This is a genomic window from Microbacterium sp. CR_7, assembly GCF_041954755.1.
Taxonomy (GTDB): domain Bacteria; phylum Actinomycetota; class Actinomycetes; order Actinomycetales; family Microbacteriaceae; genus Microbacterium.
The window spans coordinates 556,111-575,590 of sequence record NZ_JAVAYF010000003.1 but is presented as its reverse complement, the minus strand read 5'-3'; the positions used below and the strand labels follow the sequence as shown (position 1 = coordinate 575,590).

General features: G+C 68.8%; 17 protein-coding genes. 6 read left to right on the top strand and 11 right to left on the bottom strand.

All coding sequences use genetic code 11. The features are described from left to right. The first annotated feature begins 56 nt into the window (after positions 1 to 56). The 3 genes from RAC81_RS08920 (at position 57) to RAC81_RS08910 (ending at position 2,974) form a co-directional block, all read left to right on the top strand. Positions 57 to 734, top strand: coding sequence for a response regulator transcription factor (locus RAC81_RS08920; protein WP_375082027.1), 678 nt, complete (start codon positions 57 to 59; stop codon positions 732 to 734). Next, positions 727 to 2,040, top strand: a complete 1,314-nt coding sequence (locus tag RAC81_RS08915) for a sensor histidine kinase (RefSeq protein ID WP_375082026.1) — start codon at positions 727 to 729, stop codon at positions 2,038 to 2,040. Before RAC81_RS08920 ends, RAC81_RS08915 begins: the two co-directional genes overlap by 8 nt. A 70-nt stretch (positions 2,041 to 2,110) precedes the next feature. Continuing rightward, positions 2,111 to 2,974 (top strand): hypothetical protein, encoded by an 864-nt coding sequence (locus tag RAC81_RS08910; RefSeq protein WP_375082025.1) that lies wholly within the window; start codon positions 2,111 to 2,113, stop codon positions 2,972 to 2,974. A 93-nt stretch (positions 2,975 to 3,067) separates the two neighbouring features. Here the strand turns inward: RAC81_RS08910 and RAC81_RS08905 are convergent, their stop codons facing one another. Genes RAC81_RS08905 through RAC81_RS08875 form a run of 7 tightly spaced genes read right to left on the bottom strand, consistent with a single transcriptional unit; the run spans position 3,068 to position 11,583 of the window. Next, on the bottom strand, positions 3,068 to 4,765 hold the full coding sequence (locus tag RAC81_RS08905) for an alpha-amylase family glycosyl hydrolase (RefSeq protein WP_375082024.1): 1,698 nt from the start codon (positions 4,763 to 4,765) through the stop codon (positions 3,068 to 3,070). After that, the gene (locus tag RAC81_RS08900; RefSeq protein ID WP_375082023.1) at positions 4,762 to 6,054 is read right to left on the bottom strand and encodes a glycoside hydrolase family 36 protein; all 1,293 of its coding nucleotides are present in this window, start codon (positions 6,052 to 6,054) and stop codon (positions 4,762 to 4,764) included. Before RAC81_RS08900 ends, RAC81_RS08905 begins: the two co-directional genes overlap by 4 nt. Then, on the bottom strand, positions 6,051 to 7,148 hold the full coding sequence (locus RAC81_RS08895) for a Gfo/Idh/MocA family protein (protein WP_375082022.1): 1,098 nt from the start codon (positions 7,146 to 7,148) through the stop codon (positions 6,051 to 6,053). Before RAC81_RS08895 ends, RAC81_RS08900 begins: the two co-directional genes overlap by 4 nt. A 26-nt stretch (positions 7,149 to 7,174) precedes the next feature. Further along, complete coding sequence (locus RAC81_RS08890) at positions 7,175 to 8,233, bottom strand: zinc-binding alcohol dehydrogenase (protein ID WP_375082021.1); 1,059 nt, start codon at positions 8,231 to 8,233, stop codon at positions 7,175 to 7,177. A 22-nt stretch (positions 8,234 to 8,255) separates the two neighbouring features. After that, positions 8,256 to 9,170 (bottom strand): carbohydrate ABC transporter permease, encoded by a 915-nt coding sequence (locus RAC81_RS08885; protein WP_375082020.1) that lies wholly within the window; start codon positions 9,168 to 9,170, stop codon positions 8,256 to 8,258. Further along, complete coding sequence (locus RAC81_RS08880) at positions 9,167 to 10,195, bottom strand: carbohydrate ABC transporter permease (protein WP_375082019.1); 1,029 nt, start codon at positions 10,193 to 10,195, stop codon at positions 9,167 to 9,169. The genes RAC81_RS08885 and RAC81_RS08880 overlap by 4 nt, the downstream gene beginning before the upstream one ends. Continuing rightward, the gene (locus RAC81_RS08875; RefSeq protein WP_375082018.1) at positions 10,192 to 11,583 is read right to left on the bottom strand and encodes an extracellular solute-binding protein; all 1,392 of its coding nucleotides are present in this window, start codon (positions 11,581 to 11,583) and stop codon (positions 10,192 to 10,194) included. The genes RAC81_RS08880 and RAC81_RS08875 overlap by 4 nt, the downstream gene beginning before the upstream one ends. A gap of 124 nt (positions 11,584 to 11,707) precedes the next feature. Here RAC81_RS08875 and RAC81_RS08870 point away from each other — a divergent pair, with 124 nt between their 5' ends. Further along, positions 11,708 to 12,859, top strand: coding sequence for an ROK family protein (locus RAC81_RS08870; RefSeq protein WP_375082017.1), 1,152 nt, complete (start codon positions 11,708 to 11,710; stop codon positions 12,857 to 12,859). Between the two features lie 102 nt (positions 12,860 to 12,961). Here RAC81_RS08870 and RAC81_RS08865 read toward each other — a convergent pair whose 3' ends face one another. The 4 genes from RAC81_RS08865 to RAC81_RS08850 are packed head-to-tail and all read right to left on the bottom strand — an operon-like array spanning position 12,962 to position 17,238. Continuing rightward, entirely contained in the window at positions 12,962 to 14,302 is a 1,341-nt protein-coding gene (locus RAC81_RS08865; RefSeq protein WP_375082016.1) for an alpha-L-fucosidase, read from the bottom strand. A 29-nt stretch (positions 14,303 to 14,331) separates the two neighbouring features. Further along, positions 14,332 to 15,150 carry a carbohydrate ABC transporter permease gene (locus RAC81_RS08860; protein ID WP_375082015.1) on the bottom strand — a complete coding sequence of 273 codons (819 nt, stop codon included), beginning with the start codon at positions 15,148 to 15,150 and terminating at the stop codon, positions 14,332 to 14,334. Then, the gene (locus RAC81_RS08855) at positions 15,147 to 16,037 is read right to left on the bottom strand and encodes a carbohydrate ABC transporter permease (protein WP_375082014.1); all 891 of its coding nucleotides are present in this window, start codon (positions 16,035 to 16,037) and stop codon (positions 15,147 to 15,149) included. The genes RAC81_RS08860 and RAC81_RS08855 overlap by 4 nt, the downstream gene beginning before the upstream one ends. Positions 16,038 to 16,065: 28 nt before the next feature. Further along, positions 16,066 to 17,238, bottom strand: coding sequence for an ABC transporter substrate-binding protein (locus RAC81_RS08850; RefSeq protein ID WP_375082056.1), 1,173 nt, complete (start codon positions 17,236 to 17,238; stop codon positions 16,066 to 16,068). Positions 17,239 to 17,337: 99 nt separating this feature from the next. Between RAC81_RS08850 and RAC81_RS08845 the strand changes: the two genes are divergently transcribed. Further along, positions 17,338 to 17,562: an RNA-binding S4 domain-containing protein gene (locus tag RAC81_RS08845; RefSeq protein WP_251585119.1), complete on the top strand. Its 225-nt coding sequence runs from the start codon at positions 17,338 to 17,340 to the stop codon at positions 17,560 to 17,562. Positions 17,563 to 17,666: 104 nt separating this feature from the next. Next, on the top strand, positions 17,667 to 19,472 hold the full coding sequence (locus tag RAC81_RS08840) for a glycoside hydrolase family 15 protein (RefSeq protein WP_375082013.1): 1,806 nt from the start codon (positions 17,667 to 17,669) through the stop codon (positions 19,470 to 19,472). Positions 19,473 to 19,480: the final 8 nt, after the last annotated feature.

Genomic DNA, 19,480 nt, shown 5'->3' with positions numbered 1-19,480 from the left:
TCCTCTCTCGAGGGTCCTTCAGCCCGGATTCAGCGCGCGGCCGCCACACTGGGGGAATGCGGATCCTGGTGGTGGACGACGAGGTGCGCCTGGCCGACGCCGTTCGGCGGGGCCTCGAGGCCGAGGGCTTCGCGGTCGACGTCGCGAACAACGGCGTCGACGGACTGTGGCGGGCGCGCGAGACCCGCTACGACGCGATCGTGCTCGACCTCATGATGCCCGGCATGAGCGGCTGGAAGGTCTGCGAGGCGCTGCGCGCCGAGGAGAACTGGACCCCCGTGCTCATGCTCACCGCGAAGGACGGCGAGTGGGATCAGGTCGAGGCGCTCGAGAGCGGCGCCGACGACTACGTGACGAAGCCGTTCTCGTTCGCGATCCTCGTCGCCCGCCTCCGTGCCCTGGCGCGGCGCGGCGCCGTGGCACGACCCGCGATCCTCGAAGCGGGCGATCTGCGGCTCGACCCCGGGGCGCACCGCGTCTGGCGGGGCGACACGCCCATCACCCTCACCGCCCGCGAGTTCGCCGTGCTCGAGCACCTGATGCGACACCGCGGTCAGGTGCTCTCGAAGCGCGCGCTCATCGACGGCGTGTGGGACGACGACTTCGACGGTGACCCGAACATCGTCGAGGTGTACGTGGGCCACCTGCGCCGCAAGGTCGACAAGCCGTTCGGTCGCGAGGCGATCGAGACGATCCGGGGCGCCGGCTACCGATTGGCGGCCGACGGTGGGTAGTCGCGGCTGGCGCTCGGTGCGGGGTCGGACGACGCTCGGCGCCACCCTCGTGGTGGCCGTGGCACTGCTCGTCGGTGCGTTCTCGTTCTACGGCATCCTCAGCGCGAGCATCCGCGCCACGACCGAGCGCGCCGCGGAGCAGCGCGTCGAAGAGCTGGTCGACCGCCTCGACGGCCCCGGCGGGCGCGATGTCCGCACTCTCGACGACGAGATCGTGCAGGTGATCGGACCGGATGGGACTGTCCGCGCCGCGAGCGAGGAGGCGCAGGACGAGCTCGGCTCGACCGCGCTCCCCTCCGACGGCGACTCGCACACCATGACCATCGACGACAAGCCGATGCTCGTCGTGTCAGAAGACCTGCGAGACGACCAGACCCTCGTGCTCGCGGTGCCGCTCGACGACGACGACGAGGCGCTCTCGACGGTCGCGCTGCTCCTCGTGATCGCCGTTCCGCTGCTGCTGGTGCTGGTCGCCGTGACCACCTGGCTCGTCACGGGGCGCGCGCTGCGCCCCGTGAACCGCATCCGCGAGGAGGTCGACGGGATCACGGCCGAACGCCTGCATCGCCGGGTCGAGGTGCCTCCCTCATCCGACGAGATCGCTGCGCTGGCCGTCACGATGAACGGGATGCTCGATCGGCTCGACGCGTCGGCGACGGCCCAGCGACGGTTCGTGTCGGACGCGTCGCACGAACTGCGGTCTCCACTGGCGACGATCCGCCAGCATGCCGAGCTCGCCCGCACGCATCCGGCGACCACCAGCCTCGACGAGCTCGCCGAGGTCGTGTCGGAGGAAGGGCTCCGCCTGCAGGGCATCGTCGAGTCGCTGCTGCTGCTCGCTCGCCTCGACGAGGGCGCCGGCACGCACGTCGAACCGGTGGATCTCGACGACCTCGCCCTCGGTGAGGTGCGACGGCTGCGCGCGTCGGGCCTCGATGTCGACGGCTCCGGCATCGCGGCGGCCCGTGTGCAGGGAGATCCGCGGCTCCTCGGCCAGCTCATGCGCAATCTCGCCGACAACGCCGCCCGGCACAGCCGCGGTCGAGTGGCGGTGGGCGTGGCGCCCGTCGACCGGCACGTGTTCCTCACGGTCGAGGACGACGGATCCGGCGTCCCGCCCGTGGAGCGCGAGCGGATCTTCGAGCGCTTCGTGCGGCTCGACGAGGCGCGGAGCCGGGATGCCGGGGGCAGCGGACTCGGGCTGTCGATCGTCCGAGCCATCGCGACCGCGGCCCACGGCACGGTGACGGTGGATGAGTCGCGCTGGGGCGGCGCCCGCTTCGTGGTGACGCTGCCTCTCGCCTGACCTGTCTTCCTGAAAGCCGCTTCAGGTCGCTTCAGGATCGCTTCAGCGCCCGTCCGACACCATCGGAGGCATGAACGACAAGACCCCGAACCAGGACCACAGCCCCGAGCCGGAGGATGCCGCGCGCCCGACGCCCGGAACCACCCCGACCTCGTCCCCGGATGCGCCGACGGTTCCCGTCGCGCCGGCCTCCGACGTCCCCGCCGCACAGACGGCACCCCACCCCGCGACCCCGCAGGCCGCACCGGCTCCGGCCGCACCCGCTCCGAAGAAGAGCCGCCGCGGATGGCTGATCGGCGGCGGCATCGCCGCGGCCGTGCTGCTCGCCGGCGGCGGAGTCGCCGTCGGCGCCGCGATCGGCGACGAGTTCGGCGACGACGACGATCGCCCCGGCTTCTCCGACGGTCCCCGCGACGACGACGCGGCACCCGGCCAGGGCCAGCAGGGCGGACGGCCCGGCGACGACCGCGGTGGCGACCGTCGAGACGACGCTCCGTCGGACGGCCCCGTCGCGGGCATCGGCACCGACTCGGCGGACGAGCTCATCGACGTCGCGAACGCCGCACGCGGCGCAGCCGACGGGGAGGTCACCTCGATCGACGCCAAGCGCGACGGCACCTGGGAGGTCGAGCTCACGAACGGCACGGGCGGCGAGACCGAGGTCCGCGTCGACGCCGAGGGTTCGGCGTCCGTGATCTCGTCGGACGACGAGGCCGACGACGACACGGCTCCCGCGTACGTGCTCGACGACGCGGCCATTCGCGCCCTCGTCACGGCGGCGCTCGACGAGGCCGACGGTCTGATCACCGACCTCGACGTCGACGACGACGCCTCCAGCCCCTACGACGCGCGCGTCGTGTCGAGCGACCGTCGATCGGTCGACATCGACTTCAGCGCCGACTTCGCCGTGGTCGGCACCGACACCGACGACTGATCCCGCACGGTCTCGTCGCTGAGAACAGGATCATGCGCCGGGATCAGGAGGAAATCCCCCGCATCCTCCTGATCTCGGCGCATCGTCCTGTTCTCAGCTCGGAGAGACCACCAGCCACACGTACCCGAAGGGGCGGAGCGTCACCCCGTCGTGTCGAACCCCGGTGAGCAGGTCGGTCCCCGACAGGGACGGCAGCTCGACGGCATCCGCGCTCACGTTCACAGCGGCGACGACCTCGTCGTCCGTCCCGGCGGCGCGCCGCACGACGAGCACGCGATCGTCCAGCGACTCGATCTCCTGCGTCGCGAACGGCGAGAATCCGGGCGCGGTCCGCCGCACCGCGAGCATCGAAAGGATGCCGTCGAGCATGCCCGATCGGCGACCACCCGCCCGCAACTCGTCCGACAGACGATCGGCGTCGAGCACCTCCCGGTTGATGCGTCGGGCGATGTCGGACTCCTCCACTCCCTGGTGGTCCTGCGTCGAGCCGAGCAACGAGTGGTGGTAGATCGCCGGCACGCCGACGACCGACAGGAGGATCGCGTGCGCGGCGAGCCCCCGCTCGACCGCCGAGGCGTCGGGATCGGGATCGTCCGGGTCCACGAGCGCTTCCAGATAGTTGGTGTTCAGCTCGTAGACGCCTTCGCTGCCGTCCGCTCGCTTCGCCATCGACACCCGACCGCCCCGCGCGAGGGTCCGCTCGACGAGCAGCGCGCGGTCGGCATCCGTCAACAGACCCTCGGTGGGGCGGAGTCCGATGCCGTCGTGACTGGCCAGGAAGTTGAACCAGGTCGCGGTCTCGCTCACGGGCCCCACCCGACGCGCCCAGTCCGCGAGCGCCGTCGCCCGTCCGGTGACGAACGAATGCAGCACGAGCGGGGGCAGGGCGAACTGATAGACCATGTTCGCCTCGTCGTCGCCGTCGCCGAAGTAGGTGATGTTGTCGACGTGGGGCACGTTCGTCTCGGTGAGCAGGCGCGTGCCCGGCGCCAGCTCGTCGACGAGGACCCGCCAGATGCGGATCACCGTATGGGTCTGCCGAAGATGGATGCAGGTCGTGCCCGACTGCTTCCACAGGTACCCGATCGCATCCAGGCGCACGGTGGTCGCGCCCCGCTCGAGATAGCCGAGCAGGATGTCGGTGAGATCGAGGAGCACGGCCGGCGTGCGGGGGTCGACGTCCACCTGATCGGCGCCGAACGTCGTCCACGCTCGTGCGACCGTGCCGTCCGGGCGCGGGTACTCGTGCACCAGCGGCGTCGTGCGGGGGCGGACGACGTGCGACACGTCGAAGTCCGGACCCGGATCGAGGAAGTAGCCCTCGTACCGTGCGTCGCGCGCGAGCCAGGCCCGGAACCACGTGGAGGAGGACGAGAGGTGGTTGGCCACGAAGTCGAGTGCCAGGTCGTAGCTCTCGCCGAGGTCGGCCACGTCCTCCCACGACCCGAGCGCCGGATTGACCTCCCGGTGGTCGACCACGCCGAATCCATCGTCCGAGGTCCAGGGATAGATCGGCAGCAGATGCACGTCGCTGATGACGTCGCCGATGTGGTCGCGCAGCACCTGGGCGAGCGTGTGCAGCGGTGTCTCCCCCGCTCGGCGGAAGGAGTCGCCGTACGTGATCAGGTACGCGGTGCTCTCGTCCGGACGCATCCTCCCCGGCGGCGAGAGCCGCGGACGCCACGACTCGGCGAGATCGAGCAGCGCGCGCAGCACCTCGTCCTCGGCGCCCGGGTAGAGTTCCGCGACGAGCGGCGCGAGGCGCGCCCCGAGCGTGGCTGCCGCGATCATGCCGCACCCCCCGCGAGCAGGGCGCGCACGAGCTCTCGACCGCGATCGTCGAGTCCCGCTATCCGGTCCGAGAATCCGCGGATGCCGGGGGCGGCGAGCACGACCTCGGCCCATTCCTCTCGCAGGGCGAACTCGGGCCGCGCGACGAGGCAGTCCGGGTCGTTGGTCCACAACCGTCCGTCCTGCCAGGCGCGGGACTCGACCGACATGCGCCCGCGGAGCCCCTGGGACCCGTCCTCGCCGCCCTCGTGGAACGTGTCGCCGGCGACGCGCATCGCATCGACCAGCCCCACGCTCGGCAGGAGCGGCGCGCCGCAGCCGAGCAGGAACGCGTCGTCTCCCATGACCTCGCGGATCAGCGCGAGCCCGGACCGATACGCCGAGACCCCGGTGGCGTCGGGGTCGTGGCGTCGACCGGGCAGCGCCCCCGCGTAGAGGAAGTCGAGCTTGACGTAGTCGACGCCCCGATCCCGGATCTCGGTGAACACCCGGGTGAGGTAATCCCGCACCCCCGGGTGCGTGAGATCCAGACCGCGCATGTCGTCGCCCCAGTTGCGGCCGGCGTCGCCCAGCACCCAGTCCGGATGCTCGCGAGCGACCGACGACGACGCTCCCACCGAGAAGGGCGCGACCCAGATCCCGGCGCGTCGTCCGCTGTCGAGGATCGCGCTCACCGCATCGGGCAGCGACCCGAAGCGCGGATTCGGCGCGGTCCACTCTCCCGCGCCGAGACTCCAACCGTCGTCGATCTGCACGACGTCGACGTCGAATCCCGCGGCGTCGATCGCGCGCACGTTCTCGATCACGTCGGACGCACGCACCTCCTCGAAGTACTGGTACCAGGTGCACCACACGCGCGGCGCCGCCCCTCCGACGCGGGCATCGGATGCCTCGCCGAAACGGTCACCGAACGACGTGAGAGCGTCGGCTCCGGTCTCCGGGGCCCGCGACAGGCTCATGGACGCCGTCTGCTCGGCATCCGTCTCCACGACGATGGAATCGCCCTGCCAGGACGCCCGGATGGTCGGCACCTCACGGCTCGCGTCGAGCGTGCCGAACACGCGGACGGCGCCGCCATCGCGAGGGTCGACGACCAGCAGACCCTCGCCCTGCACGGCATCCGTCGCCACCTCCGTCCCCGGCCGGAATCGCATCGCGTGCTGCCACTGCTCCTGCGGCCGGTGGACGCGGTCGTTCCGCGAGTACCAGGTCGTCGGGCTCCAGCTCTGCCACCCCTCGCCGTACACCCGTGCGGATGGCCCCACCGGAATCTCATCGAGAACCGTCACGCTGCTCCGTTCCGCCCGGGGAGGGCTGGGGTCAATTCCAGGTCGTGGGGTCGCACGGGGGTGCCGCCGCGCTCCGCGGACGCGACGGCGGCGAGCGTCGTCCGCACCGTCGCGAGCACGTGCGAGGCCGAGTTCTCGGGTTCGCGTCCGTCCCGGACCGCCGACTGCAACTCGCCCATCGCGCCGGCGAACCCGTCGGTGAACCACTGCCCCTCGAGCGCGAAGTCCGTGACGGCTTCGCCGTCGTCGAGCGAGAGCCGGTCGGAGCCGAGCAGGATGCTGCCGCGCAGCGTCCCCTGGGTGCCGTGGATCCAGAAGGGGCATCCTCCGCCCCGGGCGCGGGCGTCGCCGGCGATGCGGATCGAGGCGCTCGCTCCCGTCGAGGTGACGAGTCGGAGATCGGCGCCCCAGGGATTCCGGGCCTCTTCGGGTTGCGCGGGAACCCGGTGATCGGTGGCGGCGACCTCGACCACCCGGCTGCCCTCGAGCCAGCAGCGGGTGATGTCGATCCAGTGCACGAGGTAGTCGTTCAGCAGCATGTGCGGCACCTCGTCGAACGGGGTCCCGACGAGCGGTGGGAGGGGCTTGTCGTGCAGGTGCGTGACGCCGACCACCTGCCCGATCCTGCCGTCGCGGATCAGCAGAGTCGCCAGTCGCCAGGCCGGCGCCCAGCGGGCGTTCTGGTTCACGGCGACCCGGACCCCTCGCGCCGAGGCCTCGGCGAGCACCTCACGGAGCCTCGGCAGCTCGGCCTCGGAGCTGACGAGGGGCTTCTGGGCGAGCACGTGCTTCCCGGTCCGGACAGCGGCCTCGATCAGGTCGATGCGCCCGGCCGGACCGGTGGCGAGGTCGACGACCTCGACTCTCGGGTCGGCGAGCAGCGCATCCGTCGAGTCGTGCACGGTGCCGATGTCGAAGTCGGACGCGAGCGCCGTCGCGGCGTCGACGCGACGCGACGCCACGGCGACGACGGGCACCCCCGCGTCGCGGTATGCGGGCAGGTGTGCGGAGCGGGCGATGGCTCCCGCGCCGACGAGGCCGACCGCGAGACGATGCTCTGGGAACACCGGCCGGATGTCGGGGTCGCCGGTCACAGGTTCGCCGCTTCTGGATTCGCCGCTCACCGCCCGCGCTCCGGGGCGGCATCGAACCGGAGGACGGCCTGCAGGATGTTCGGATCGCCCTCGTCGAGGCGCGCGAAGACGCCGGCCACCTCGGACACCGGGACCACGTCGGAGAGGAGGGCTGCCGCGTCGATCGACCCGTCGAACACGCGGTCCATGACCGTGCGCACGAGCCGTGCCTGATTCCATCGCCCGCCCAGCGCGACCGGCACGCCGGAGATCTGGCTGGCCACGATGCGCACGCGGTTGTGGTGGAACTCCTCGCCGAGCCGGAGGTGAGCGGCTCCGCCCTGGTAGAAGCCGGATGCCGCGACGAGGCCCTCCGGGACGACGGAGCGGATCGCCTCGTGAAGGGCTCGGTCGGTGCCGGACAGCTCGATCGCGCTGTCGGCGCCCCCGCCCGTGAGTTCTCGGATTCTCTCGCCTGCTCCCCCGGGGCGCAGCGCATCGACCGTGTGCACGGCGCCGAAAGCCTCGGCCATGGCGAGGCGCACAGCCAGCGTGTCGACGGCCGTCACCCGCGCCCCGGACAGGGTCGCCAGACGGGTCGCGAGAAGACCGATCACGCCCTGCCCGAAGACGGCCACCTGCTCGCCGAGACGAACGTCTGCGGCGAGCACGCCGTTGAGTGCGATCGCACCGACGCGGGCGAAGGTCCCGAGCACGGGATCGACGGCGTCGGGGACGACGCGTCCGGCGACCTGCGCCGCCGGCACCACCGCCTCGCTGCGGTGACCCCAGATCCCGTGGACGACGTCACCGATCCGCACGTCGGTCACGTCGTCGGCGACCTCGACGACCTCCCCGACCTCCGAGTAGCCCCACCCGGCGACCGGGTAGGCGAACGTCGGCTCCCCCGGGACGAACAGCCGCCGATCGACGTCCCACGTCGAGGTGAGATAGGGGTTCGTCCCCCGGTAGGCGGTCAGCTCGGTTCCGGCCGAGATCCCCGAGTACCAGGTGGCGATCCGGACGCCGCCTGCGGTCAGCGGCTGCGTCTCGGTCTCGACCAGTTCGACCTCGCGGACGCCGGAGAACTGCACGACGTGGGGCACGATGGCTTCCTTCCAGATGGGATCAGCCCTTCTCGGCCCCGGCGGTGAGGCCCCCGACGAGGAGCCGCTCCGAGGCGAAGAAGAGAGCGATGATGGGCAGGGTGAGGATGACCGATCCGGCCATCAGCACGGTGGTGGGCACCTCGATGCTCCCGGACAACTGCGACAGCCCGAGGGACACGGTCCATGAGTCGCGCTTCTCGACGAGGAAGAGCAGCGCGAACAGGAACTCATTCCACGCGATCATGAAGATGAACAGACCGTTCGACACGATGGCCGGCATCGCGAGCGGGATGCTCACCTTCGTCATGATCTGGAACCGGTTCGCCCCGTCGAGTGCGGCCGCCTCCTCCAACGACACCGGGATCGTCGCAAAGTAGTTGCGCAACGTATAGATCGACACCGCGGCCACCTGCGACACGTAGACGAGCAGCAGTCCGACGAGCGATCCGCGCAGTCCGATCTGGGTGAAGAACACGAACAGGGGCACGGCGAGAAGGATCGCGGGGAAGAAGTAGACGGCGAGGAAGAGCGCCGAGACCTGGCGCCGGCCGAAGAACCTCAGCCTGCTCACCGCGTAGGATCCCGGGATCGACACGAGCAGCGTCAACGCGACGGTCGCGAGCGCCACAAGCAGCGAGTTGCGCATGAAGACCACGAAGCCCTGTCCACCGGCATCGACGGGCGCCAGCACGTCGAGGTACGTCGACAGGTCGAGCTCGTCGACGGCGATCCACAGCGCGCCGGGATTCTGCAGCAGCGAGTCCAGCGTGCGGAAGCTCAGGAGGACCATGTAGTAGAACGGCACGATCGCGACGAGCAGCAGCAGCACGATCACCACCGGGCGCAGCACGCGGAGCAGCCCGCTCTCGACACGGTCGCGGTCGAGTCCGCGCCGTGCGCGCGCCGTGCGCACAGCATCCGTCATGGCGCTCATGCCTGCTCCTCCTGCCGCGCGAAGAACTTGAGGTACACGCTGACGAGGATCGCGAGGATGGCGGCGAGAACGAGAGCCTGGGCCGCGGCGGCGCCGATGTCGCCCCGCGCGGTCAGCAGGTCGAAGACGCGTACGGAGACCACCTCGGTGCCGGCGCCCCCGCCGGTCAGCAGGTAGATGTCGTCGAAGTTGTTGAACGTCCAGATGAAGCGGAGCACGGTCAGCACCGCGATGGTGGGCAGCAGCTGCGGAAGCAGGATGTGGCGGAATCGCTGGGTGGGCGTCGCGCCGTCGACCCTGGCCGCCTCGTCGAGCACACCGGGCACCGCCTCGAGACGAGCGGTGAGGAAGAGGAACGCGAACGGGAACGATCGCCAGGCCTCGAACAGGATGACCGTGATGAGCGCCATGGGCAGTTCGACCTCCCAGCCGAACAGGTTCACGGGGAGTGCGCGGTCGGAGAGGAAGGCCACGGGCTCCTCCCAGCCGAGCACGTTCTGCCCGAACCAGTTCACGATCCCGAACTGGGGATTGAGCATCGTCGACCACACGAACGTCGCAGCGACGACGGGTGCGACGTAGGGCAGGAGCAGGGATGCCCGCACGAGGCCGCGGCCCCGGAAGGGCTTTCGCAGAGCGAGCGCGGCGACGAGCCCGATGCCGATCGCGAGAGCCGTGCCGCACACCGAGTACACGATCGTGGTCCACAGGGCGCTGAGGAAGCCCGGCGAGGTGAGCACGTCGACGAAGTTGTCGAGCGTGTACTCGCCGATGATCCCGGTGCCGCGGATGTTGATGAGCCGCACGTCCTGGAAGGCTAGCGAGATCGCCCAGACGATCGGCAGCACCACCGCCACGACGATGATGATGAACGTCGGAGAGATGAGCAGGAGACCGGCGCGGTTCTCCTCCCGCCCGTGCCGTGATCTGCGGCGCGGAGACGGCTGTCCGGCCGACGACCTCGGGGTGGCGGCGGGGTCGGGGCTGGTCGGCCCCGACCCGCCGCCCTCGGTGAGGATGCTCACTCGAGCGACTCCCCGATCGAGCGCACCGCCTCCGCGGCGGTGGCGGCGGCGTCGGCGGGGTCGCCGCCCTGTGCGACCTCGCTCACGGCCGTGGCGACCGGGAGCTCTCCCTGCAGCGCTCCGAGAAGAGTGCCCTGGCCCTGCGTGATGCCCCAGCGAGCGAGATCGGCCGGACCCGCCGCGACGGCCTCGAGCACCTCCGGCGCGTAGAAGTCTGAGAGCGGCGCCTTGGTGTCGACCCCGGCGGGGAGAGTCGCCCACAGATCCGAGAAGCGGCTCGGCTCGTCCGCGGTGCCCGTCCGCACCGGGACCTTGCCCTCCGGAGCGATGGCGATCCACGGCTCGTAGCCGTCTCCCATCATGTACTCGATGAAAGCCTGCGACGCCTCGGCGTTCGCGCCCTCGGTGATCGTCCACGACGTGATCTCACCGAACTGCGCGGGGGAATCGGAGTCAGGGCCGGCGATCGAGGTCACGACGCCCGTGTTCTGCGCGAGGAAGGCGGGATCGTTCCCGCACTCCGGGCATGACGGCATGGCGTCCTCGCGGAGCCCGGCCAGCTCGTCGAGCACGAAACTCGACCAGATGAACATGGCGGCGTCGCCGGCGAAGTACGTCGCACGGGTGGTGTCGACGTCCTGCGCGCCGGGCACCGAGTAATCGGTCGTGAGATCGCCGTAGAACTGGAAGGCGTTCACGCACGCCTCGGAATCGAGCTCGACCTCTCCGTCCTCGTTCACGAGCTCGCACCCGTTGCCGAGGGCGATCTGCTCGAAGGTCTGCTCTGTGAACGCATCGCCCGGCGCGGTCGCGCCGACGAACCCCGCCACCTCGGGGGAATCGAGCGTCTTCGCGGCCTCGAGGATCGCCTCGTAGGAATCGGGGGCCTCCAGGCCGGCGGCCTCGAACAGGTCGGTGCGGTAGAAGAGCATCTGCGTCCAGGACTCGCTCGGTACGGCGAGGTGGGTGTCGCCGTCGGAGGTGAGCGTCAGCGCGTTCTCCGCGAACGTCGACGGATCGAGTGCCTCGATGGTCGCGCCGACGGCGTCCGTGTCGACGAACTCGTTGGCCGACAGAGTGCGCACCTGCGGCAGGGAGATGCCCCCGATGACGTCGGGCAGGTCTCCGGCGGCCGCGGAGGAGGTGATGAGCTGTGCGAACTGATCCTCCGCGACCGATACGACCTCGACCTCGATTCCGGTCTCCTCCGTGAAGGCGTCGACGATCTCCTGCGTAGCGGCGACGCGGTCGGGCAGATCCTCCTGGACCCAGAAGGTGATACCGCCGTCTCCGTCGCCTCCGTCCTCGCCGGACGACGTGCACCCGGTGAGGGCGATAGCCGTCAGCGAGACGACGGCCAGTACTCCTGCTGTCGCGCGTTTGTTCACGATGCGCCTCCTTGCGCTGGATTGCACGGCTGAGCCGTCACGACCATGGGTATTAAGACTAAAAGCTAGACATAACTCGCCTAGCTGTCAAGCATTATGCTGGGATGAGATTCGTGGAGGTGCGATGTCCGGTCCCGGCGAGGTGCTCGACCTGATCCGAGAGCGCCGAGCGCTCACGCGCGGCGACGTCCTAGACGTGACGGGCATGTCTCGCATGACCGTCGCCACGCGCATCGACGCGCTGCTCGACGCCGGGCTGATCGTCGAGTCGGGCACGGAGCGGGTCGCCGCGGGGCGCCCCTCGCGCCGCCTGGAGTTCAACACCGCCCACGCCTTCGTCGTCTCGGCGAACGTCGACACCACGCACACCACGGTCGCCCTGACCGACCTCGCGGGAGAGGTCGTGGCCGGAGAGCGCATCGAGCTCGCCGTGGCCGATGGGCCGGATCGGACGCTGAACGCGATCGCGGAGACGGCTCAGTCGCTCCTCGGTCGAGAACAGGTCGGCCGCGATCGGGTCGCTGCGATCGCGCTCAGCATCCCTGGTCCCGTCGATCCTGATTCGGACCGGCCGTCGCAGCCGCCGATCATGCCCGGCTGGGACGCCTACCCGATCCCCGACCACCTGAACGGAGCGCTGGGCGTTCCCGTCCTCGTCTCCAACGATGCCGATGCCGCGGCTCTCGGCGAGCAGCGCGCGGCGCATCCGGGCTCGCGCGCGCTCTGCTTCCTCAAGGTGTCGTCGGGCATCGGCACCGGCATCGTGCTCGGCGGCAAGGCGTATCGGGGCACGGACGGCGGAGCAGGCGACATCGGCCATGTGAAGATCGCCGGCCACGGCGACCTGCTCTGCCAGTGCGGAGCACGCGGGTGTCTGGCGGCCGTGGCATCGGGGCGGGCCGTCGCCCGCGCTCTGACCGACCTGGGGAAACCTGCCGCATCCGCTTCCGATGTCGGCGCGTACCTCGCCGACGGCGACCCCGATGCGAGCCGACTCACGCAGGAGGCGGGGCGGGTGATCGGCGAGGTGGTCGCGACGGTCGTCTCGCTGCTCAACCCCTCGGAGGTCGTGCTCGGCGGGATGCTCGCGTCGCCGCCGCTGCTCGCAGGCGTTCGCGAGACCCTCTACCCACGGTCGCTGCCGCGCGCGACCCGACATCTCACGATCAGCCAGTCCACTCTCGGGGAGAAGGCGACCGCCGTCGGGCTCGCCGCGATGGTCGTCGAGCGCGAGTACTCGGCGGTGGCGGTGAACGCAGCGCTCACCCGAGGGTGAGGCCGGGTCCTGGCCTGAGAACAGGATCATGTACCGACATCAGGAGGTTCGCCCTCGCATCCTCCTGATTTCGCGGCATCCTCCTGTTCTCGGCCACCGCGATCAGCGGCTGACGACGCCGCTGTCACCTGCGGCGTCGTGCTCCCGCAGTTCGATGGCGATCACGGTGTCGATGTGGTCCGGCAGGTCGTAGGTGAACTGCGGATTCTCGCCGAAGGAGACGAAGAACGTGTCAGGGTACGGATCGGTGAGCCAGATGTCGACCGGCGCGATCGCCGCGCCGGTCGCGAGGAGCCGAGCCGAAAGCACCAATGACTTGTCGACTCCGGTCAGAGCGAGCGGCCCGATCGGCCCTTCCAGCACGTGAGCGTACAAGGTGTTCCCGCGCCGCGTGTAGTACCCCCATTCGGGCTTCGGTATGCCGGCGGCGTCCGCCCCGTAGATGCTCTCGCCATTCACCTCGAGCCACTCACCCACCTCGGAGAGCGTCCGCACGGATTCGACCGGAAAGGCTCCGTCGGGCTGTGGACCGACGTTCAGCAGCATGTTGCCGCCCTTGCTGACGACTTCGACGAGTTTGCGCACGAGAGTCCGCGACGACTTGAAGGCGTTGTCCCCTCGGAAGTAGCCCCAGTTGTTGTTGTGCGTGAAGCACGCCTCCCACGGGACGGGTTCTCCGAGGACGTTGCGGATGCCGTCTGCAGGGATCAGTTGTTCCGGAGAGACCCAATCTCCGGCCCAGGGCAGGGGTTCGGCTTCGACGATCGAACCGAACCCACCTCCGCTCGTCTCCAGCCTGTTGTTGATGAGGATGTCTGGTTGATGGCGCCGCACCATCTCGAGGAGTTCCTTCGCCCGCCAGGTCTCGCCGACCATATCGCCGTAGGAGAAGTCGAACCAGAAGATGTGGAGGTCGCCGTACCCGGTGACGAGCTCCTCCACCTGACCGTGCATGTACTCGAGGTAGCGCGTGAAGTCGGGTCGGTGGTCGGCCCACGCGGGATCCCCGCGATGCGGGTGGTGCTCGTCCTCGTAGACCGGGTAGTCCGGGTGGTGCCAGTCGAGGAGGGAGTAGTAGATCCCCACCTTGATTCCGCGCGCGCGGAACGCATCGAGGAACTCCCGAACCAGATCACGGCCGTATCCGTTGTGCATCGTCGAGTACTCGGTGAGCTTCGAGTCGAACAGACAGAAGCCCTCGTGATGCTTCGCCACCATGACGGCATAGCGCATACCCGCGCGAGCAGCGTCGTCCGCCCATTTCACCGGATCGAAGTTCTCCGGCTGGAAGCCGTCGATCGCGTGTTGGTAGTCGTCGATAGACACGCGTTCCATCGAGCGCCACCACGCCTCATCCTGCATGATCGTGTATCCGCCGAAGTGGATGAACAACCCGAACCGCGCTTCACGGAACCAGGCCGATCGCTCGAATCGATCGCTCACTGAGGTCCTTTCCTGGATGGTGTCCGACATCAGCTCTTCACCGCGCCCGACATGATCCCCGACATGATGTAGCGCTGGGCCACGAGGAAGACGACGACCATCGGCAGCGCCGTGACGACGAGGTTCGCCGATACGAGTGCGTAGTCGAATGAATGGAGACTCTGGAAGTTGAAGATCGTCATGGGCAGGGTCCACACGTCGGACCCGGCGAGGAAGAGCACATTCTGGAACTCGTTCCACGCGAACGTGACCACGAGGACGAGCACGGTCAGCGTCACGGGGCGCATCAGCGGGAAGATGATCCGCAGGAAGATGGTGAACCGGCCGGCGCCGTCGATGAGCGCCGCTTCATCCAGTTCGCGAGGGATCTGGCGGATGAATCCGACGAGCAGAAGCGTCGTGAAGGGGATCTGCGAGGCGATGTCCACGAGGATGATGCCGAGATGGGTGTTGCCGAGTCCCAGGAGCTGCAGAACCCGGATTGCTGGGATCACCGAGAACGGCGCGATGAGCCCGACGAGCAGGTAGGCGTATACGCCGCGACTGAACCAATCGGTACGGCGGGCGATGATGTAGGCCGCGAACGAGCAGATGAAGATCGTCCCGACGGTGACGCCTGCGGCGATGATGACGCTGTTCACCAAGGCTCTGCTGATCCCGGGGTCGTTCAGCACCGTCGTGTAGTTCGAGAACATCCAGTTCTCGGGGAGGGCGAAGGAGAAGGTGGATGCCTCGTCAGAGGTCTTCACGGAATTGAGCAGGATGAGGGCGAGCGGAGCGAGGTAGACCACCAGCACCACGGCCGCCGCGGCGTAGGTGAGGACGAGAGGAAGCGGACGGGTTCTCACAGGTCCTTCTCCTTCGTGATGCGGGTGATGATGGCGTTCAACGCGAAGGCGATCGCCGTGACGAGGATGAACTGCATGAAGCTGATCGCGGAGGCGTAACCGAGATTCGACGTGCTGAGCGCCTTCATGATGAAGATCGTCATGACTCCCGTCGCGGTGCCCGGACCACCACCGGTCGTGGCGAGGATGATGTCGAAGGCCTTCATTCCGGCGACGAATGACAGCAGACCGGTCAGGGTGATCGCGTGCATGATGTACGGAATCTTGAGGTGCCGAGCCATCTGCCACGCCGAGACGCCGTCCAGCTCGGCCGCCTCGATCAGTTCTTTGGGCACGGCCTGCAGCGCCGCCAGGACGATGACCATCGTCCACCCGACACCCATCCAGGTCTCGACGACGCCGACGGTGTAGAGGGCGAGGTCGAAGTTGCCGAACCAGTCCTGCGCGAGGAAGCCGAGTCCGACGCCGCGCAGCAGTTCGTTGACAGGTCCTTGATTGGCCAACAGATAGTAGAAGGTCGAGCCGACGACGATCGTCGACAGCATCATCGGCAGATACACGATCGCCCGCACGGCATGCACTCCGCGGAACGCGCGGTTGAGCAGGAATGCCAGGGATACTCCCACGACCGTCTTCAGCACCGTCACCACCGCGGCGTACAGGAACTGCAGCCCGACGGACTCGAAGAACTGCGGCGCGTTGTTCACGAAGAGCAGCTCGAAGTTGTCGAGTCCGACGAAGTCCTGAGCCCGGGAGAGGGTGGAGGCGTCGGTGAAGGAGAGGATCAGACCGAGTACGGCGGGGAAGAGGAAGAAGATCGAGAATACCGCGATCGCCGGGATGAGGAAGTACCTCGGGTACACCCGTGCCTGCAGCGTGTTCTTCATAGCCCGCTCCCCGCCGCACTCATGTCGTTCAGAACCCTTCGATACCGGCGGTCTTGCCGGCGTTCGTCCACGCCGAGTCGTAACGGGAGGTGAACTCGGTCACATCGATCCGGCCTGCCAGCAGCTCCTGGTAGGCGGCGATGATGTCATCCTGCGGGGTCGGGAATCGGGACGCGTTGTCGAAGTGAGCGCCGGACTGACCTCCGTCGATGTACGCCTGAATGTCGCCGAGGACCGGGTCGGGCTCGGCGATCTCCACGTCGGTGAAAGCGGGCACTCCGGGGTTGTTCGCGAGGAAGTTCTCGACCTGCGCCGGCTCGGAGAGGAACTGGAGCAGCTTCTCGGCGTTCTCCTTCTGCTCGCTGTCTTTGGCGATGTGCATCAGGGCGGGCTGGCTCAGCGCGATCTGCGTCTCACCGTCCGAGCTCGGCAGCGCGAAGAATCCGAACTCACCTTCGGGGTTCGCTCCGCGCAGTTCTCCGATGACCCAGCTCCCGTTGATGATCGCGCCGGCGGTGCCCTCGGCCACGGCCTTCGTGCTCTGTTCGTAGCCCGCAGTGAGGATGTCGGCGTTGGTGAGGCCCGCCTTGGCCCAGTCGGCCAGCACCTGGTACTGGTCGGCGAATCCGGGTACATCGGCCCACGTGGTCTTGTTCGTGGCGAGTTCGGTCGCCAGACCCTCATCGCCCGCGAGGAAGTCGGCGTTGACCGAGTTCCGATGCTGCAGGAGCGTCCAGCCGTCCTTGCCCGCGAGGTAGAGCGGCGTGACACCGGTCTCCTTCACGGCGGTGAAGGCCTCGGTGAGCTCTTCCAGCGACTGGGGCGCGTCTGTGACTCCGGCCGCCTCGAACACCGCCTTGTTGTAGAACACGCCGAAGGTGTTCAGTCCGTCGGCTGCGGGGTAACTGTAGAGCTTGCCGTCGGCGGCATGCATGGACTCGAAGACGGCCTCGGGCATCCGATCCTCGAAGACGGGATCGGTGATCTCCACCATGAAGTCGCCGGGGCTCTTCTCCTCGTTAAGGCCTGCGAACACGTCCACGCCGCCGCCCGACGCGAGCTTGGCGCGCAGGTTCTGGTCGTACTGTTCGTCGGGAATGCCCTGTACCTCGACCTTGATGTCGGTCTCTTCGGTGAAGGCGTCGATGTTCTCCTGCAGCCCGGCGTAGTTCGCCCAACTGCTCGGAACCGCGTAGACGATGGTCCCGCCGGATTCGGACCCGGGGTCAGGAGGATCTCCCCCGCGCCCTCCTGATCTCGGCGCATCCTCCTGTTCTCGGCCACGACTACGATCGCAGTCATGGCGAAATCCGAACCGACCGACGTCTCCATCGGCGGCGAGATGATCAGACTCGGGCAGTTCCTCAAGTACTCCGGGCTGCTCGACTCGGGCGGCGACGCCAAGGAGGTCGTGATCGACGGCTTCGTGAAGGTCAACGGAGAGGTCGATCGACGCCGAGGGCGCCAACTGCGAGACGGCGATCTCGTCACCTTCGAGGGGCGCACGGTCCGGGTGCGACCCTGATCCGCGTGCGCCTCGCGACCACGCGGGGCTCTCGCGTGTAACCCACGCCCCCTGCTCTGCGCAAGGCGTTTGCCAGGTCGGACGCGGCCATCGAGCATGGGGTCATGCCCCCCGCGTCCCCCGCTCGTCCGATCGGCTCGTACGCGCCCATCGGCGACGGGCGCACGGTCGCCCTGATCGACGAGGACGCTCGCGTGGACTGGCTGCCGCTGCCCGACCTCACCGATCTGCCGGTGTTCGCGCGGCTGCTCGACGACGAGACCGGCGGATGCTTCGAGTTGCGTCCCGTCGCGGAGTTCCGCTCCGGGCGTCGCTACATCCCCGACACGAACGTGCTCGAGACGACCTTCACGACCGACGACGGCGTGGTGCGGGTGACCGATGCGATGGTCTCCGGGGTCGCCGGACGGATGCCGTGGGCCGAACTCGCGCGCCGCATCGACGGCGTCGAGGGCGAGGTCGCCATGCGCTGGCGTGTGCAACCGGGATCGTCGCTGCAAACAGCATCCCCGTGGTTGGAGCGCACACAGCACGGTGACGTCATCCGGAGCGGCAAGACCGCGTTCGCCGTGACGGGGTTCGAGCACGGTCCGGCCGCCCCCGACCCGAATGCCCCGGTGGGTGCGGAGCTGACCGGCTCGTTCACGACCTCGCCCGGCTCCCGCCATCTGCTGTCGCTCGCTGCCACCCACGACGAGCCCCTGCACCTCCCCGACCCCTACAACGTCGACGACGGCATCGACCGCACGATCGAGAACTGGCGGCACTGGTCGCGGGTGTTCTTTTACGACGGCCCCTGGCGGGAGCAGGTGCAGCGGAGCGCTCTCGCCCTCAAGCTGCTGATCCACAGCCCGTCCGGCGCGATCGCCGCGGCCGCGACGACGTCGTTGCCGGAGAACCCCGACGGCGGGAAGAACTGGGACTACCGGCACGCCTGGGTGCGCGACCTCGCGTACACGACCCATGCGCTCGTGCGCTTCGGGCTGCGCGAGGAGACTCACGCAGCGCTGTCGTGGATGCTGCACACGATCCGCCGCCACGGAGCCGACCTGCACGTCATGTACACGCTCGACGGCGGCCTCGTGCCCGAGCCGACCGAGTACGACGTGTCGGGGTGGAACCGCATCGGACCTGTTGTCACCGGCAACCCGGCGGGCGAGCAGCTGCAGCTCGGCGTCTACGGAGATCTCATCGCGATCTGCCGCACCTACGTCGACGCCGGCAACGTGCTCGACGTCGGGACAGGGCGGATGCTGTCGCAGATCGCCGACCGGACCTGCGACGTGTGGCGAAACCCCGACTCGGGCATGTGGGAACTGCCGGAGCAGCGGCATTACACCTCGTCGAAGATGGGCTGCTGGAAGGCGCTGGAGGATGCCGTCGCTCTCGCGGAGGCGGGCGCGATTCCGGGCAGCGCCGACCGCTGGCGGGCGGAGCGCGACCGCATCCGTCGGTGGATCGACGAGAACTGCTGGTCGGAGGAGCGCTCCGCCTACGTCTTCCACCCGGGCGCCGACGCCCTCGACGCGTCCGTGCTGCTGCATGCCCCCAGCGGCTTCGACCGTGGCGAGCGCATGTCGTCGACGATCGACGCGCTCATCGAGGATCTCGGGGCGGGTGCGCTGCTGTACCGCTACAGCGGGGTCTCGGCGGAGGAGAAGACGTTCGTCGCGTGCGCTTTCTGGCTGACCGAGGCGCTCGCGTGCGTCGGCCGTCACGAGGAGGCGCGGGAGCGGATGGACCAGCTGCTCGCCCTCTCGAACGACGTCGGGATCTACGCCGAGATGATCGACGCCGACGACGGCTCCGCCTGGGGCAACACCCCGCAGGCCCTCAGCCACCTGGCGTTCCTCACCGCGGCGATGACCATGCGCGAGGTCATGCCCGCAGACCTGCTGCCCGACAGCTGACAAGACCA